The organism is Neorhizobium alkalisoli, from assembly GCF_002968635.1.
GTDB lineage: Bacteria > Pseudomonadota > Alphaproteobacteria > Rhizobiales > Rhizobiaceae > Neorhizobium > Neorhizobium alkalisoli.
On the sequence record NZ_PVBN01000004.1, the window covers coordinates 127,654 to 144,645 of the forward strand.

The following is a 16,992-nucleotide window of genomic DNA, read 5'->3' on the forward strand; positions in this document are numbered from 1 at the left end:
GATGGCTGAAGACAAGCGGGATATGAACGCCCTGGCAAAGGCCGTCGCCGAAAGCCCGAAGCGCGACAACAGCGCCTATCACAAGGCGATGGCGGAGGCTCGCGAAGCCTTCGCGAAGGCAGAAATCGAGTTGGGCGGTCCGGTCGAGGTGCGCACGAAGAGCAAGATGAAGCGCAACGGCGATTATGTCGTGAAATGGACCTTCACCCGCGTGACGTGAGCGGATGGCGCGCTGTCACCAGACAGCGGATCTCCAGGCGGCGGCCATCTGGTTCAGCCCCGGATGAAGACACCCGCTTCCTTGGCGGCTTCCACAAAAGCATGCCTTGCGTCTTCGGGTTTACGTTTGCCGGCATCCACCGCGGCGCAGACAGCGAGGGCTCGATCCAGCGCCGTGCCATCTTCCATGGGCCAGTCTTCGATCATCGCCCAGGCAGCCGCCTGCGTGGTTTCGATGACGGTTTCAACGGGCGGCTCTCCGATCGACACGACGACCGGGTTTTTCCAGAGAGAGTTGGTGGTTGTCATTATCGTCCTCTGAGCGCCGGCATCAGAGCGCCGTCGCGCTCTGTCTTTCGATATCGTGGAACTGCAACCGGGCGAGCTTGGCATAGAGCCCGCCTTGGGCAACCAGGCTCTGGTGCGTGCCTTCCTCGACGACGCGGCCATTTTCCATGACCAGGATGCGGTCGGCTTTCAGCACGGTCGCCAGCCGATGGGCGATGACGAGTGTCGTGCGGTTCTGCATCAACCCGTCGAGCGCTTTCTGTACCAGCGTTTCGCTTTCCGCATCGAGCGCCGAGGTTGCTTCGTCGAGTAGCAGGACGGGTGCGTCCTTGAGGATGGCTCGGGCAATGGCGATGCGCTGTCTTTGACCGCCGGAAAGCGTGATGCCGCGCTCGCCGGCGAGCGTATCGTAGCCCTGGTCGAGCCTCGAAATGAATTCGTCCGCCTGGGCGGCGATGGCCGCGGCGCGGACAGCCTCCCTGCTTGCATCCGGTGCGCCAAAGGCAATGTTGTCGTGGATAGAGGCTGCAAAGATCGTCACGTCCTGCGGCACGATCGCAAGCCGGGATCTGAGATCCGCCAGCCTCGCCAGCCTCAGATCGACGCCGTCTAGCTTCACGGTTCCGCTGGAGGGATCATAAAATCGCATCAGCAGCGAGAAGATCGTGCTCTTGCCGGCTCCCGAGGGACCGACGATCGCGACCGTTTCGCCAGGCCTGACGTGGAACGACAGGGAATTGAGCGTGATGGCGCTGACGCGGGCGGGATAGGCGAAAGATACCGCGTCGAATGCCACGTCGCCGCGCGACGGCGAGGGGAGAGCGACAGGGGTTTTCGGGTCGCGGATGTCAGGGACCTCGTGCAGCAATTCGGTGAGCCGTTCGGCCGCCCCGCCGGCGGCGGAAAGCTCGCCCCAGACTTCGGAAAGCTGCCCGAGCGAACTCGCCGCGATGACTGAATAGAGGACGAACTGGCCGAGCGTCCCGGCGGTCATCGTGCCGGAGAGAACGCTCTGGGCGCCGTACCAAAGGACGCCGACGACACTGCCGAAGACGAGCAGGATGCCGAAGCCGGTGAGCAGCGCGCGCGCCTTGATGGCGGTCCGGGCCGCATGATAGGCGCTTTCTACGGCTTTGCCGTAGCGGTTCGCCGCCGTCGCTTCGCTTCCGAAGGCCTGCACGGTGCGGGTCGCGCCGATCGTCTCGGCGGCAAAGGCCGAGGTTTCGGCAAGCGTATCCTGGGCGGCGCGGGAACGGCGTCTGACCGAGCGGCCGAAGCCGACCAGCGGGAAGACGATGAGCGGGATTGCACCGAGCACCAGGGCGGAAAGCCTGGGGCTCGTATAGATCATCATCGCCATCGCGCCGAGACAGAGGATGGTGTTGCGAAGCGCCTGCGAGGCGGCGGAACCGAAGGCGGACTTGATCTGAGTCGTATCAGCGGTCAGGCGCGAGACGATCTCGCCGGACTGATTGACGTCGTAGAAGGCGGGGGACAGGCGGGTGATATGCGAGAAGACCTCGCGGCGAAGATCTGCCACCACCCGTTCGCCGATGGTGATGACGTAGTAGTAGCGCATGGCGCTCGCAATCGCGAGAAGGGCGGCCAGCGCCATCAGCATGCCGAAATAGTTGTTGATGAAGCTGCCGTCGGAAAAGGCAAAGCCGTGGTCGACCATGCGCCTTACGGCGAGCGGCAGTGCCAGCGTCGTCGCGGCGGCGAGGACAAGGAAGAACGTTGCTGCCGCGACCATCGGCCGGTAACGTGCCAGATAGGGAACGAGCCTTGCGAGCGGTCTGAGTGCCTTGCCTCTCTGAGGGCTTTCGCTGGGCTGGTTTTCGCGGGCTTCGGCCAATTTTTCCCTCGGATGTCGGGGCGCTTTTCGAAATGCGCGGGTACTTGTGCTTCGGGCGACCTTCCTGTATAGGCTCCGCATCGAATTGGGAAGCCGTGACCGGACCGGTCTGCGGCTTCATTTATTAAAGAGGGTTCTCGCTCGCAATTGCGACATATGGACCTCGCAGAGCAGGATTATCGACATGAAGGCTGACATTCATCCCGCATACCACATGATCAAGGTTGTCATGACCGATGGCACCGAGTACGAAACCCGCTCGACCTGGGGTTCGGAAGGTGCGACCATGAACCTTGAAATCGACCCCAAGTCGCACCCGGCCTGGACGGGCGGCAACCAGCAGCTCATGGACCGCGGCGGCCGCGTTTCCAAGTTCAACAAGCGCTTCGGCGGCCTCGGCCTCTAAGCTGCTTTTCGAGCGATCCGATAAGAAGCCTGGCGAAAGCCGGGCTTTTTTGTTTTGGGGCGGGAGGCGAGATCGGAAATACCAGTAAGCGTCCAAAGTTGCCCTCCTGCAGATTATACGTATAATTCGGGTAAACCACTAATCAGGATGGTTCGAATGCCAAGGGTCGGCTCCCTGGAGTTCCAGCGCAACTTCGGTGAATATCAGCATCAGGCGCAGCGTGAGCCTGTCGAAATAACCCGACATGGGCGGCGAGAATTCGTCTTGATGTCGGCCGATCAGTACGACTGGCTGAAGGCGGCAGCGCAGCGGTCGCATCGCACCGCCGATGCGCCGGACATTGTCATCGATGCGGTGGAGCAGGCCGAGATGTCTGCCGAGCATGCGGCGCTGGACGAACTCCTGAAGTGAGGGTGCAAAGTGGCGCTTCCCGATCCGAAGCCGGGTCTCGTCATCCGCTATGACTATGTGTGGACCCATGAGGCAACCGCCGGACAGAATCAGGGCAAGGATCGCCCCACATGCCTTGTAGCTGCCACTGACAAAACCGCCCGTCCTCGCTACGTGGTGCTACTGCCTATCACGCATACGCCGCCCTCCGGCGACACCGTCGGAATAGAGATTCCCCTGAAAGTGAAACAAGCGATCGGTCTGGACGACGAACCGAGTTGGGTCATTGTCTCGGAGCATAATGTCGACGAATGGCCGAATGCAGGGCTGTCACCAGTGCCGGGCAAGCCTGGCGAATTCAGCTACGGCTTCATTCCGCCGACCCTGTTTGCCAAGGTCAGGGGGACGTTTCTGGATCTGGCAAAGGCCAAAAAGAGCACATCGGTCCGTCGATAATCACAAAGAAAGAGGGCCGGACAATGTCCCGGCCTTAACTTCCATAAATCTCGGGAGAGCGTGTTCAGTTGCCGAAAGCGGTGCGCAGCAGATTGAGCTGGGCGCGAACGCTGTTTTCGTTGTCCGGGAGGACTGCGGCGTCGGATGCGCGGTAGATCTCGCGGTCGAGAAGCGCAATGCGGTTCTGCAGCCGCAGCGACCGTTCCACCAGATCGCGAAAACCTTCCGGCAGGTCGAGCCAGCCGGGAGCGTTACGATCGACGTTGAAGCCGTCGAGGCGCACCTTGCTCTTTTCCGACATGACCTGGTCGCGGCTCATTTCACCGTTGTTGACGGCGCGCTGCAGGAGCAGCCAGGAAGCCATCTGCATCAGGCGGGTGGTGAGCCGCATGGACTCGGCGGCGTAGAGGACCGATGCCATGCGCGGCAGGACCTTGGACGCAGCCCGGCCCGTACCGTCGAGGTAGCTTGCGGTCTCCTCGACCAACGCCATGCCTTCCGTGTAGAGCGCCTTGAACTGCGACGACGTTGCGGCGCGGCCGGCGAAACTGACGGTGTTCAATCCCTGTTCGGACATCGAATTCATCCTGCTAACGCAATCACACTCAGGCAATGGCAACGGCGGATAAAAGTTCCCCTGCCGTTCTGTCTGCTTGAAGATCGTACTTATAATGGAAATCCGCAAGCCGTTTCTTAAGGAAAGGTTAATACCCACAGGAAGTGGTAAACGCAGGCCCGGTTCCTGAAATGGGACGTATTTCGGCCGGCGAATACAGCATTTCGGGGAGGAAGGCTACGGCTTTTTGTGCCGGCGCTCGCGGTGTAGACCAGCGAGGAAGGATCGGCAGGAAAAAGAAGAGCCGCGGAAAGGCGGCTCTCAAGGTAAAACAGGGAGAAATCAGACCATTCGCCGAACGGTGAAACTGTCTGAGTCCGGGAGGCCCGGACGGTCTTCATATTCGTCGTTAATGATTAATATCCCGTTAAAAGGACGCTGGAAATACTTTCCGTCTTTGAGATATATTTGGTTTCATGACCGGAAAAGACCATCGGCGGCACGGCGTCCAGCCGCCTTGCTCTCCTTCTCGGCCTCCAGGCGGGTAATCTCCTGCCGCAACAGGCCGATGCGTGAGTCGAGCTCGTCGACGGAGAGCATCGAAAGGTCGGCGCCGATCTCATGCGCCGTCGGCTTCTTCTGGCGATCGTCATCGAGAAAGCTCATGGTGCCTCCTTCTTGAGGTTGCTGTCTGCGCCGGTCTCCGCCTGGGCACGCGGATCAAGCGACAGGCTTTCCGGTGTGGCAAGCGGCGCCGTCGAGGCAGCGGCGGTTGTATAGGCCTCGCGGTCGCCGCTCGGCACAGCGGCACGCTGGCGGCTGCGGACGATCGCATAGGCGGTCACCAGAATATGCGCTCCGGCCGTCACCGCAAAGAGGGCATGTGGGCCTGCCCAGCTCATCACGGGGCCTCCAAGCGTCGGGCCGATGATCGTGCCGATGCCGAAGAGCAGCAACAGCCCGCCCGATACCTTCACGAAGTCTTCGGGCGCGGCGAAGTCGTTCGCATGGGCGACGGCGATCGGATAAAGCGCGTTGGCCGCTGCACCATAGATCGCCACCAGCACGACGATGCCGTAGACATCGGTCGGACGGATGACGGCAATTGCCAGGCCGGCGAGCGCCGCCGCAGCCGAAAGACCTGCCAGCACGTAGCGGCGGTCCATGTTGTCGGAGAGGCGGCCCGCAGGGAACTGCATGATCGCACCGGCAAAGATGGTGATGCTGACCATGGCGGCCACCGCGCCGTTATCCAGCCCGGCCCGGGTGCCGAAGACGGCGCCGAGCGTACCGTAGGCGCCGTTCGCAATGCCGATCAGAAGAATGCCGACACAGGCGATCGGTGAAGTCCGGAAAAGGCCCGGAAGATCCAGCCGTGCCCGTTTCAGGGGCTGCGGGGAGGCGGCCTTCGAGAGCGTCGTCGGCAAGGCGGCCACGCAGTAGAGGATGCCGCAGACCATGAAGAGCGCCTGTGTCGACACGTCGCCGAACGGCACCATCAGCTGTCCGCCCACCACGCCGAAGAGCGTGATGGAGATGTAGAAGGAAAAGATCGTGCCGCGGCTTTCGGTGGTCGCGCGTTCGTTCAGCCAGCTTTCGATGATCATCGAGGTGCCGGCGGTCGAGAAGCCGGTGATGGCCCGCAGGACCAGCCAGGTGTTCTGGTCGACGAGAAGGCCGGTCAGCAGCACGTTCAGGCAGATCAGCGAAAGGAACCCGGAAAAGGCACGCACATGGCCGATGCGGCGCACGACGTTCGGTGCGACGAAACAGCCGATGACGAAGCCGGAAGCCCAGGTGGTGCCGAGCAGGCCGAGCACCTCGTTCGAATAACCTTCCGCAGAGCCCCGCACCGGCAGGAGAAGGCCCTGAAGACCGTTGCCGAGAAAGAGGAAAAGCGTACCAAAAAGGAGGGCGAGGACTGGGAGGAGATTTCGTCTCATCGTGGTACTGTCAGCTCTTTTCGCGAATGCGATCGATAATGGAATCGGGGGCGTGCAAGCATGGTTGCGCGCCGATGAACCGGGCGTTAACGAAGGCGGAAGCGGATTTGCGGATGCCCCCGAATCTGTTCACGGGTATCTGTGGTGGAGCGCAAAAATGTCCAGCCTATGGCGGCGGCGGAAACGAAGGCAGGAATGACAAAGGCGATTGCCGTCCTGCTGATTCTCACCATGTTGATCCAGATCATCAAGCCGCTCGGGCTGCCCGGGCTCAGGCGCCGGGGCGATTTCTGGAAGCTCGCCATCATCGCCTTCGCCGCCTGGGCGGCGGCGCTGCTGCTGCGCGATTTTACCTGATCAGCAGTCGATCGAGCCGCGCATGACGGACACGCAGCGCCCGGTGACGCGAACATCGGTGACAGTGCCGGCGGTCTTCACCACATCGAGTTCAATCAGGCTGCGGCGACCCATTTCGACACCCTGCTCAATCGTGATGTGCGTTTCGGCCTCGGAGCCGGGCGCGCGGGTGACAAGGAAGGCGGAAAGGGCTGCAGAGGCGCTGCCGGTCGCCGGATCTTCCGTGATGTCGTCGAGCGGGGCAAACATGCGCGCCCGGAGATGCCATGGATCCTCGGCGCTGCGGACATAGAGGAAGAGCGAGAAATCGCCCGTCGATCTCGGATGCCTGGCGGCGGCTTCGTGAAATGCCGAAACGTTCGGGCGGGCGGCGGCAAGCGCCTCGAGATTTTCGAGTTCGGCGATGGCGAAGGGCAGGCCCACCGAAGCGACAACCGGCGCGTGGCTCGATGTGCGGATACTGTCAGCGTCAATCGAAGCGCAGTCGGCGATCAGTTCCGGAGCGATCTCTTCGGCGATCTCTAACGGTTGCGGCGCACGGATCGTGGCCCCGGTCACGGCATCGGCCTCCCGGAGAAGGGTGATCTCAACCAGCCCGGCGATTTCCTCGAAGCGAAGCGTATCGCCGACCGGTTTGCCGAAGACGTCTTTCTGGCGGCCGAGCACGAAGGCGGTGCCGACATTCGGGTGGCCTGCAAACGGGATTTCCATCGTCGGCGTGAAGATGCGGACACGGGCGCTGTTTTGAGGATTTTCCGGCGGCAGCACGAAGGTGCTCTCCGCATAACCGAACTCGGTGGCGATCTGCTGCATCTGCCGGTCGGTCAACCCGCGCGCGTCGGGAACGACGGCAAGCGGATTGCCGACAAAACGCTTTTCGGTGAAGACATCGACGGTAACAAAATCGGCGGTCGGCATGGCGCTCTCATCTGCAGCAGGGACGTGCCGATCTAAATCCTTCCCGATGCTCCGATCCAGCCAATGTTTTTGATCCTTGTATCAGCAAATGCAATGCGGCCCGCCTAGGCAAGGCCATGTTCCCTCATCGCCTTGTCTTCGTCGCCGGTGACGTAGGCGAAAATCCTGGCATCACCATCCGCGACGGTGACGAAGTAGAAATTGGTGAAGCAGATGCGGCCGTTTTCGCCTGCCTTGTTGACGTAGACGAATTCCCAGCCCACCTCCGCCAGGGCGTGCAGATCATTGAGCGGCGTGACACGCAGACCGGTCAGCAGCATCTCTTTGCCACCCACCTCGCGGTAGTGCGCAAACCCTTGGGGAATAACCTCGCGGAACTTCTCGTCATTGGCTCCGCCCATCACACCCTGCGGGGCTGAACCGACGAAATAAGGGGCGAAGAAAGCCGCCACCCTGCCGACATCCACCGAGGCCGGATCCGCGAGAGCCTCGTTGCTGATCCTGCCGTAGTCGTTGAAAAGGTCACGTACCTTTGCTTCCAGTTCCGTCATGGCTCGATCTCCTGCCCGCAAGAAACGTGGTGGCGGCGGTTCGGTTCATCAAGACTTGCTGGCGCATATGCAAAACAAAAGACCGCTCCGTTGCCGGAGCGGCCCCTTTCCTCCCTTGAAAAGGCGCGTCCTTACGCTGCCTTTTCCAGATCCTTCTTCCAGCCTCCCCTGGCGGCGAGACTTCGATCATCAGGATCGCATCAGGACTTATTGAACGCTTGCGGTGTAGATCTGATCGATGGTTTTGGCCAGACTCGTGTCGAATTCCGCGTCACTCATGGTAACACGCAGGTTTTCCGCCAGGGCGCGCGAGAAACTCGCGATCATGCCATGGTTATGGCTGAGCTTCTCGCAGGCATCCGCGGTGCTGTAGCCGCCGGAAAGGGCGACGACGCGAACGACCGACTTGTGGGCGATCAGAGGGGCGTAGAAATCGTCGACCGTCGGGATCGTCAATTTGAGCATGACGGTTTCGCCCGCGGGAAGCTTGTCGAGCTGCTGCGCGATCTCGTCTCGAAGAATGACTTCAGCCTGTTCCTTCGTCGGGCTCTTGATGGAAACTTCCGGCTCGATGATGGGCATGAGGCCCTGGCCGATGATCTGGCGCGCCACCTCGAACTGCTGTTGCACGACGGCAGCAATCCCGGCCTTGTCGGCATGGCCGATCACCGAGCGCATCTTGGTTCCGAAAATTCCCTTTTCGCGGCCGCGGATCAGGAGGGCGTCCAGATCGGGCATCGGCTTCATCGTCTGAACGCCGTTTTCCTCGGCGTTGAGGCCCTTGTCGACTTTGAGAAAGGGCACGACGCCACGTTTTTCCCAGAGATAGGACGGAACAGCCTGACCATCGACGTCGCCGTCCATGGTCCGCTCGAACAGGATAGCGCCGATGACCTTGTCGCCCGAAAAGGCTGGCGCGCTCATGATGCGGACGCGCATGGCATGTATCAGGCGGAACATCTCCTCGTCACCCTGATAGTCGGACTCGGAGACGCCATAAAGACGCAACGCTCCAGGTGTTGAACCACCGCTTTGGTCCAGCGCCGCGATAAATCCGGGCGCAGAACTCATCTTGTTCAACATCTTCGCGTCCACCATACTACACTCCTGTCCCTAAAGTTGGCGCTAAAGCGCTCATATCTCTCTAAGCTGCCATCCGCGGATAACAGAAGTTTTTTTAAAGTGAAATCCTAGCCTAACATATTGAAACGATTGAAATGGTTTCAATCGTTTAAAATATCTAAATTTTTTTAAACCGGTTAACTTTGGAGCGCGCCGCCCTATATCGGCGCGCTTCCTGCTTTTCATAATGCGCCAATCAGGCTGTTCTGGAAAGGACGGAAACGCCCGGTAGTTCCTTGCCTTCCATCCATTCCAGGAAAGCGCCGCCTGCGGTCGAGACATACGAGAAGTCGTCCGCCGCGCCGGCATGATTGAGCGCTGCCACGGTATCGCCGCCACCGGCGACCGAGGTCAGCCTGCCGGCCCTGGTCTCTGCGGCGGCGTGTTGCGCGGCGGAGACGGTGGCCTTGTCGAAGGGTTCGATCTCGAAAGCGCCGAGCGGACCGTTCCAGACGAGTGTCGAGGCTTTGGAAATCCAGTAGTTGACGGCCGCCACCGACTTCGGCCCGACGTCGAGCACCATCGCATCCGCAGGGATCGCTTCGATATCCACGACCTCGTTGGCCGCACCCGCCTTGAACTCGCGCGCAACGACGCCGTCGACAGGAAGGACGATCGCGCAATTAGCCGCCTCGGCTGTCTTCATGATTTCCCTGGCCGTCTCGGCAAGATCATGTTCGCACAGAGATTTGCCGACATTGATGCCCTTGGCGGCGATAAAGGTGTTGGCCATGCCGCCCCCGATGACCAGCGCATCGACCTTCTTCACGAGGTTCTGAAGGAGGTCGATCTTGGTGGAGACTTTTGCGCCGCCGACGATCGCGACCACCGGGCGGGCGGGATTGCCGAGGCCCTTTTCCAGCGCCTCGAGCTCTTCCTGCATCGTGCGGCCGGCATAGGCGGGGAGGTGATGGGCGAGGCCTTCGGTCGAGGCATGCGCGCGGTGGGCGGCGGAGAAGGCGTCGTTGACGAAGATGTCGCCGTTCTTGGCCAGCGCTTCGGTGAAGCCGGGGTCGTTCTTTTCCTCGCCCTTGTGGAAGCGGGTGTTTTCGAGAAGCAGGATGTCGCCGTTCGCCATCTTGGCAACGGCCTGTTCGGCTTCCGGGCCGATGCTATCGGCGGCGAAGAGGATCTTCTTGCCGAGGACGGCATTGACGGCCGAAACGATCAACGACAGCGACATCTCGGCGACCGGCTCACCCTTCGGGCGGCCGAAATGGGCGAGCAGGATGACTTTGGCACCCTTGCCGGAAAGTTCCAGGATTGTCGGTGCGACGCGTTCGATCCGGGTCGCATCGGTTACCTTGCCATCGGCGACGGGCACGTTGAGGTCGACGCGCACGAGCACGCGCTTGCCTGCGATATCGGAAAGGTCGTCGAGAGTTTTAAAGGCCGGCATGAGCTGATCCATCTGCTTGGGAAAGTCGCAGCGGACCATACTATGCTTGACTGGTGACGCAAGCGGTTGATCGGCCGGACGCGCATTCCGCGCATCCCGGCCCCGGCCATCGTGCGGCGGCTCGAGCCTAGCCCTTTTTCTCCGGCACCGGCCTGCCGCGGTATTTGCGCAGCAGATCGCGGATCCGGTGGGCGATCTCGCGCATGTTGATGAAGATCGGCAGGTTGGTCGCAGGCTCGACCGGCTCAAGCGAAATCCCGATGCTTTTGACATGCTCGTGTTCATCGAGGTCGCGGACGATCAGCACGATGGAGCCGAAGCGGATGCGGTCGGCGTAATCCGCCCGGCCGCCGAGGCGTGTGGTGACGAGGTCGCCGACGGTCATGTTCTGCTCGTTGGCGGAGAGCAGGCCCGGGCCATAGGCGGCATCGAGTTCCTTGGCCGGGCGCGCCGGCGAGATCGCGAAGGCGCCGAAGAATTCCGCATCGTCCTCGTCGACCGGTACCTGGCTCGCAAAGATGCGGTCGAGCAGTTTCGAATAGGCTGGCGAGATGAAGAGATAGACCTGATCGCCTTCCCTCAGGCGGCCCGCATATTGATAACGCATGCTGCGGCCGTCGCGGATGACGAGCGAAGGCATCGCCCAGCGGGGAATGCGCTCGCCGCCGAGGATAGGGCTGTCCTTCATGACGCGATAGGAGATCAGTTCGTGATGGGCCGTGCCCGGCAGGTCGAGCTCGATCTTGTCGATGGCGCCCATGCGGGGCGGAATGATGAGGCCGAGCTTCTGGGCGACGGGCTTGATCGTCCAGCCCTGCAGCAGCAGAGACACCAGCACGATGATGAATGTGGTGTTGAAGAAGACCGTGCCGTTCTCGACGCCGCTCAGGATCGGCATGATGGCGAGGAGGATCGAAACGGCGCCGCGCAGGCCGACCCAGGCGACGAAGCCGGTCTCCTGCTGGGTGAAGTCGTAAGGAAGCAGGCTCAGCCAGACGGCGATCGGCCGGGCAATGAAAATCAGGAAAAGGGCAAGGCCGATTGCCGGCAGCAGGATCGCCGGAAATTGCGACGGCGTGGCGAGCAGGCCGAGCACCAGGAACATGATGATCTGCGCAAGCCAGGTCAGCCCCTCGTTGAAGCGGACGATCTGCGGCTTGGCGAACATCTTCCGGTTGCCCGAATAGATGCCGGCGACGTAGACCGCCAGAAAGCCGCTGCCGCCCATGGCGCCGGTAAAGGCGAAGACGAGGAGCGCGAGCGTCAGCACGAAGATCGGCGCAAGGCCGCGATCGGAGGTGAAGCGGTTCAGAACCCAGACGATCATCATGCCGCCGAGCAGGCCGAAGAGCACGCCAAGCCCCATTTCCTCGATGAACAGCAGCAGGAAATGCGCGTTCAGCCCGGAAAAGCCCTGGCCGGTGGCGACCAGTTCCGCCAGCGCCACCGTCAGGAAGATCGCCATCGGATCGTTGGTGCCGGATTCCACTTCCAGCGTCGAGCGCACCTTGTCGCGGATGTTGATGCCGCTGACGCGCAGCAGGAAAAAGACGGCGGCTGCGTCGGTCGAGGCGACGATCGCCCCGAGCAGCAGGCCTTCGAGCCACGTGAAGCCGAGGAGCGGGACCGCGGCGATCGCGACGATCCCGGATGTCAGCACGACGCCTGCCGAGGCGAGCGTCAAGGCCGGCGCCGCAGCGATGCGGAATGAGTGGACGGGCGTCATGAAGCCGGAATCGAAGAGCACGATCGCAAGGGCGAGCGATCCCAGCATGAAGGTGAAGGAGTAGTTTTCGAAATTGATGCCGAGCCCATCCACCCCGGCGAGCAGACCGATCGACAGAAACACAAGCAGAAGCGGTGCGCCGAAGCGGAAGGCGAGAAGGCTCGAGAGGGCGGCCACCAGCACCAGAACCGTGCCGACCAGCAGGATGATGTAGAACGCCTCCACCTATACGGTCCCTTCCTTTGCACCTCGCCCGTCACACGATCCTCGCCCGCAGTCCCGGAACCGGAACTGTGCCGCGCCGCGATGCGGCCCTGCAGAATGAGGCAGATCCCGGCCGAAGGCCAGGCGAATCGATAGAACGTATTGAATAGGCGGGAACAATTCCGGCAAGAGAAGGGCAGGGACGGAAAAAAGACGGACTCGTGCCTCGGTGCCGATGGCTTTTCACTTTTCTACCCGGCGACTCGTCCCAAAACCGTTTGGGGACGCTGGAGTGTCGGAGAGCCCACACGAATGCGGAACCTCATTGGAATTGTATAGTGTGGCTCCGCATTCGCGTGGCCTTCGGCGTCTTTTCGGGACTTCCGGTCCCTACAGGTGATCACCTCGCCTCGCTGCGTGGCTTCGTTCGCGATTTCCTTTCGGGAAACCCTGCCACTTGGACGGCTCAACCGAACCCGGCCCGGCGGCCAGGGGGAGGCTTGATAGGAGAGCCCGTCTTGCGACGGACGCTCCATGGCTTTCACCTCTTCCACCGTTCCCGCACGTTACGGTTCCGATGAAAGCGCCGGCTTCCGCCTGCCCGCGAACGTCTCGCGAAACACTCCGGCGACGGAAGCGGGGAGATTTTAGGCATGGGTGGAGGGGGCGGGGAAAGGTGAGGATGAAAAAATCTGGTGGCGCTTCGGCCGAAGCAGAAATAGAGATGCGATTTTCTGCGGGGGAACTTTGCGCCTCCATCCCGGCCAAAGCCCGCATCCTTGCCATCGGCCAGAAGCGGACTTGTGGTGGATCGGCGAGACGGCAACTTGCGTGCCAGGTTCTGCACTTCCGGTCGATGCGGCGAGCGCCCAATCTGACCTAGCAGGCTTCGTCTTGAACGAAGCGCTGCAGCGCGTTAGCGGTTCGAGGCTTCGCCTAACGCGGTGTCCACTGCCCACATGTGAGGTGAGCTTCGCCTCTAGAGTAATAATGACACTTGTTGTGACTTAAACAACCGCGTTCGGTTTCCCGCAGGAATTTGGGGTTGGCAATAATATCTCGGCAAAAGCCGGGATGCATATTAGGAGGCAGATCGTTCCAGCCGTTCATCTGGACACGACCCGAGAAGATGAACTTTCTATTCGGGTTTCTGATAGCAACTTCTCGGCTCTCTGAAATCCTTGCTTCAATAAATTCCGGCCTGGCGGGATAGATCAACCGCTTATCCACATTGTAAAAACCTGAAGACAAATCTACGAAACTAAACGGAAGAGTCGCAATCTCGTCTTGAAAACCGACGGTTCCAATTTTGTCGAAGTCATTATCTCCAGTTTTTAAGGACATGCGTATGGAACTCTCCACTCCTTCCATATTCAACCACTCCGCGAGCAATTTTAGCTCATTGATAACATGATCAGCTAGAGGATTTATGCGACGGTCGATCAGAAGGCTGAGGAGATACCCATGAGCAGCATGAAGTTGGATATGACGAAATCCATGTTTGACTGCCATCGCAGCACCTGCACGGAAAGACTCAATAACTTTTTCTATGCCCTGCAGACCCATGCTTGCAGTTAGCTCTCGCCCTTCTGCGATTACTGTGTTGGGCGCTAACGTCACAAACTTCCTAGAGCCGGTGTATCCTGCCCAAGTTGTCGCAAGTTGAATGCCGGGACTTGCTCCGCCGTCACTGATCCCCTTTGCAAGCTCAGCCCAAATAGAATCCCCAGTGATCATAGGCGTCGATGCGTTGCTCCCATGTCCGTTGGGTACAACAACGTTGCCAACTATTGAGCAATATAGCTCAGGAGAACTTCGGCTTTCGTAAAATTCCAAAAATCGGTGATCAGGGCGCCCGTCAGTTACGAAACCAGTATTCACTGCAGCAAAAAAAATAAGCCTACTGTTCAAGGTATTGGTACCGCTCTCGGTTAATCTTCATCTTCCGAACAATCTCGTTCTCTAAATCTCCATTAAGGACTGAGATCAAGCGGAAGACATAGATCGACACGTCCGCAAGCTCAGACCGAAGTTGCGGCGTCGCATCGTCAAGGCTTGGCCCCTTGTAGCCAGGAGTTGAAACTGCAAGGCCCACCTTCTTCAAGCCGTCAGCAAATTCACCGACCTCACTAATTAGACCTACTAGGTCCCGCATGAGCTGATCGTGCCGCTCTATGTCGCCAGCGAATTTGACAGGGAAGCCGCGACGTTCGTCAGCGTCGATCTGGGATTTAATAAGTTCGGAAAGTTGCATCACTTGTTCCTTCTGAAGATACTAATAAAGATCGTTACGAGCCCTATGAGCCCACTCGCCAACAGATTTCCCACGATGCCCCAAAACTGATCAAGGACCTTTCCCTCTACAAGGAAAATGAAAATGGCATTCATTGCTATCGCAAGGAAAACTGCTGCCAAAGTTAAGATTATGGTTAGCTCTAGGCGTTCGATCGCCGTACGTGTTGCTGACGGTAGAAGAGCCAAGGCCTCTTGTTTCTCAGAGTTCACGCGTTTGTCGCCGCTAACGTCAGCGTAATCTTTTTGAAGGTGAGCTTTTATGGGCCAAATGCCAGCTTGAAATCCATGCTGACCCTTATAGGGGCGCTCTGCATCTCCGGAGAGTTGCGTAAAATCTGCCTTTGCTATCGGCTCCCCTTGCGGAAGAAGAATGTATTTGTCGCTGATGTTTTGGGTCACGATTCCTAGGTTGCCGGCAAAGCCGGGGTCTGCGTAGGTGGAAACGGGACTTAGACCAATGCTGAACAACGCACCCTTACTGACAACTCGAACCAGCAGATTTTGAGGAACCGTAAGCTCCTCTGCAGTGATCAGGACCACTCGGTGACCAGGCTTGATTAGCACTTGCTCGCCCTTCGCCAGCTCAAAGCGTTTCCCACCCTCGCTTAGGTCGTAATAGACGCTGCCCATCCGCAATTCGTAGCATGCCCCTGCAATGCCTTTGGCGTCGAAATTGGTGATAAGTCGGCTATTCTTAATTGCATTGAAGATGTCTCGGTCGTTAAGTGTCATTTCCCCAACCTGTAGTTCGGATGTCTATATTCGGTTGCATATTACCGTTTATAACTAGGAAGTAGTGTAGAAAGGAGCTGGAGAAGATCGTATACAATGAAAGTTGCCGCAGCGAATGCACTGACGGGTCGTCGGTTCGCTCCCTTCGACGAGCTTACGTCATTGTAACCGACGATGGCCTGGCTACGGCCGCCTTGCGTCATTAGGGGGCGGACGTTTCGGAGCTGGCCTTCTGCGAAAGAACGGCTGAGATCGGGTCGCGGAGCGGTCCGTTGAGGAGCCATTGCTAGACGGCAACCAACTGATCATCGACGCCAAAAGCGGACTGTCAAGAAGCGGCCCCAAATCGGTCACCGCTCTACGCACAGCGAATGTCTCCTATTGGCGCAAAGCTGCCATGAGTGCTTCACGGCTGGTAGCGTTTGTTCTCGACGTGCTTCTATCGAAGCCAGCACCGTCCTTCCGGCATCCCCGCAAACAAAAACCCCCTCCCTTGCGGGAGGAGGTCCATATCCTGCCGATGCCGCCTAAAGGGCAGCCTCTCTAGTCCTCAGATCAGCTTCGCGAATGCCACCGCCGTGTCCGACATGCGGTTCGAGAAGCCCCATTCGTTGTCGTACCAGGAGAGGATGCGGACGAAGTTGCCTTCGAGCACCTTGGTCTGGTCGATCGCGAAGATCGAGGAATGGCTGTCGTGGTTGAAGTCGCGCGAAACGAGCGGTTCTTCGGTATAGCCGAGAATGCCCTTCAGGGCGCCGTTGGAGGCGGCCTTGATCGCCTCGTTGATTTCGGCGACCGAGGTTGCCTTCTTGGCGACGAACTTGAAGTCGACGACCGAGACGTTCGGGGTCGGAACGCGGATCGAGGTGCCGTCGAGCTTGCCCTTGAGGTGCGGCAGGACGAGGCCGACGGCCTTGGCGGCGCCCGTCGAGGTCGGGATCATCGACAGTGCGGCGGCACGGGCGCGGTAAAGATCCTTGTGCATCGTGTCGAGCGTCGGCTGGTCGCCGGTATAGGAGTGGATCGTGGTCATGAAGCCATGATCGATGCCGACCACGTCGTCGAGGACCTTGACCACCGGAACCAGGCAGTTCGTGGTGCAGGACGCATTGGAGATGACCAGGTGTTCCCGGGTCAGCTGGTCATGGTTGACGCCGAAGACGACCGTCAGGTCGGAGTTTTCGCCCGGAGCCGAGATGATGACGCGCTTGGCGCCGGCAGTCAGGTGCAGGGCGGCCTTGTCGCGGGCGGTGAAGATGCCCGTGCATTCGAGCGCGATATCGACGCCGAGTTCCTTGTGCGGCAGGGTTGCCGGATCCTTGACGGCGGTGACCTTGATCGGCTTGCCGCCGCCGACCGTGATCGTGTCACCCTCAACCTTCACGTCGGCGGGAAACTTGCCGTGGATCGAATCGTAACGCAGCAGGTGGGCGTTGGTCTCAACCGGGCCGAGATCGTTGATGGCCACGACTTCGATGTCGGTACGGCCCGATTCCACGATGGCGCGCAGAACGTTGCGGCCGATGCGGCCGAACCCGTTGATGGCAACCTTGACAGTCATTTTACATACTCCCG

At 59.9% G+C, this 16,992-nt stretch carries 19 protein-coding genes; 5 read left to right on the top strand and 14 right to left on the bottom strand.

Going from position 1 to position 16,992, the window contains the following annotated elements:
- Position 1 precedes the first annotated feature (1 nt).
- The gene (locus C5L13_RS10640) at positions 2–220 is read left to right on the top strand and encodes a hypothetical protein (RefSeq protein WP_105383272.1); all 219 of its coding nucleotides are present in this window, start codon (positions 2–4) and stop codon (positions 218–220) included.
- A gap of 53 nt (positions 221–273) precedes the next feature.
- Here the strand turns inward: C5L13_RS10640 and C5L13_RS10645 are convergent, their stop codons facing one another.
- Positions 274–528, bottom strand: a complete 255-nt coding sequence (locus tag C5L13_RS10645) for a DUF982 domain-containing protein (RefSeq protein WP_105383273.1) — start codon at positions 526–528, stop codon at positions 274–276.
- A 22-nt stretch (positions 529–550) separates the two neighbouring features.
- A complete protein-coding gene (locus C5L13_RS10650; protein WP_342588167.1) occupies positions 551–2,443 on the bottom strand; it encodes an ABC transporter transmembrane domain-containing protein in 1,893 nt (630 codons plus the stop codon).
- Between the two features lie 103 nt (positions 2,444–2,546).
- On the opposite strand from C5L13_RS10650, the gene rpmE reads away from it, so the two are divergent.
- The 3 genes from rpmE (at position 2,547) to C5L13_RS10665 (ending at position 3,614) form a co-directional block, all read left to right on the top strand.
- Entirely contained in the window at positions 2,547–2,768 is a 222-nt protein-coding gene (gene rpmE, locus C5L13_RS10655) for a 50S ribosomal protein L31 (protein WP_105374499.1), read from the top strand.
- Between the two features lie 156 nt (positions 2,769–2,924).
- Positions 2,925–3,179, top strand: a complete 255-nt coding sequence (locus tag C5L13_RS10660; protein WP_105383275.1) for a type II toxin-antitoxin system prevent-host-death family antitoxin — start codon at positions 2,925–2,927, stop codon at positions 3,177–3,179.
- Positions 3,180–3,188: 9 nt separating this feature from the next.
- A complete protein-coding gene (locus C5L13_RS10665) occupies positions 3,189–3,614 on the top strand; it encodes a hypothetical protein (protein ID WP_105383276.1) in 426 nt (141 codons plus the stop codon).
- 64 nt (positions 3,615–3,678) lie between these two features.
- Here the strand turns inward: C5L13_RS10665 and rcdA are convergent, their stop codons facing one another.
- The 3 genes from rcdA to C5L13_RS10680 all read right to left on the bottom strand — a co-directional run bounded on the left by rcdA (position 3,679) and on the right by C5L13_RS10680 (position 6,113).
- Complete coding sequence (gene rcdA / locus C5L13_RS10670; RefSeq protein ID WP_105383277.1) at positions 3,679–4,191, bottom strand: protease adaptor protein RcdA; 513 nt, start codon at positions 4,189–4,191, stop codon at positions 3,679–3,681.
- A gap of 453 nt (positions 4,192–4,644) precedes the next feature.
- The gene (locus tag C5L13_RS10675; RefSeq protein WP_105383278.1) at positions 4,645–4,836 is read right to left on the bottom strand and encodes a DUF1192 domain-containing protein; all 192 of its coding nucleotides are present in this window, start codon (positions 4,834–4,836) and stop codon (positions 4,645–4,647) included.
- A complete protein-coding gene (locus C5L13_RS10680; RefSeq protein ID WP_105383279.1) occupies positions 4,833–6,113 on the bottom strand; it encodes an MFS transporter in 1,281 nt (426 codons plus the stop codon). The genes C5L13_RS10675 and C5L13_RS10680 overlap by 4 nt, the downstream gene beginning before the upstream one ends.
- Positions 6,114–6,308: 195 nt before the next feature.
- Between C5L13_RS10680 and C5L13_RS28950 the strand changes: the two genes are divergently transcribed.
- A complete protein-coding gene (locus C5L13_RS28950) occupies positions 6,309–6,470 on the top strand; it encodes a hypothetical protein (protein ID WP_170117247.1) in 162 nt (53 codons plus the stop codon).
- On the opposite strand, the gene C5L13_RS10690 is transcribed toward C5L13_RS28950, so the two are convergent.
- The 9 genes from C5L13_RS10690 to gap form a co-directional block, all read right to left on the bottom strand.
- Positions 6,471–7,388, bottom strand: coding sequence for a PhzF family phenazine biosynthesis protein (locus C5L13_RS10690; protein WP_105383281.1), 918 nt, complete (start codon positions 7,386–7,388; stop codon positions 6,471–6,473).
- 104 nt (positions 7,389–7,492) lie between these two features.
- Positions 7,493–7,939 (bottom strand): hypothetical protein, encoded by a 447-nt coding sequence (locus C5L13_RS10695; protein ID WP_105383282.1) that lies wholly within the window; start codon positions 7,937–7,939, stop codon positions 7,493–7,495.
- A gap of 207 nt (positions 7,940–8,146) precedes the next feature.
- Positions 8,147–9,037 (bottom strand): fructose bisphosphate aldolase, encoded by an 891-nt coding sequence (locus C5L13_RS10700; protein ID WP_105383283.1) that lies wholly within the window; start codon positions 9,035–9,037, stop codon positions 8,147–8,149.
- A 220-nt stretch (positions 9,038–9,257) separates the two neighbouring features.
- Positions 9,258–10,460 (bottom strand): phosphoglycerate kinase, encoded by a 1,203-nt coding sequence (locus tag C5L13_RS10705; protein WP_105383557.1) that lies wholly within the window; start codon positions 10,458–10,460, stop codon positions 9,258–9,260.
- 127 nt (positions 10,461–10,587) lie between these two features.
- Positions 10,588–12,411, bottom strand: a complete 1,824-nt coding sequence (locus C5L13_RS10710) for a potassium/proton antiporter (RefSeq protein WP_105383284.1) — start codon at positions 12,409–12,411, stop codon at positions 10,588–10,590.
- 915 nt (positions 12,412–13,326) lie between these two features.
- Positions 13,327–14,271, bottom strand: a complete 945-nt coding sequence (locus tag C5L13_RS10715) for a hypothetical protein (RefSeq protein WP_245571233.1) — start codon at positions 14,269–14,271, stop codon at positions 13,327–13,329.
- A 19-nt stretch (positions 14,272–14,290) separates the two neighbouring features.
- Positions 14,291–14,644, bottom strand: coding sequence for a hypothetical protein (locus C5L13_RS10720; protein WP_105383286.1), 354 nt, complete (start codon positions 14,642–14,644; stop codon positions 14,291–14,293).
- The gene (locus C5L13_RS10725; RefSeq protein WP_105383287.1) at positions 14,644–15,417 is read right to left on the bottom strand and encodes a dCTP deaminase domain-containing protein; all 774 of its coding nucleotides are present in this window, start codon (positions 15,415–15,417) and stop codon (positions 14,644–14,646) included. Before C5L13_RS10725 ends, C5L13_RS10720 begins: the two co-directional genes overlap by 1 nt.
- 550 nt (positions 15,418–15,967) lie before the next feature.
- Positions 15,968–16,978, bottom strand: coding sequence for a type I glyceraldehyde-3-phosphate dehydrogenase (gap, locus tag C5L13_RS10730; RefSeq protein WP_105383288.1), 1,011 nt, complete (start codon positions 16,976–16,978; stop codon positions 15,968–15,970).
- Between the last annotated feature and the right edge of the window lie 14 nt (positions 16,979–16,992).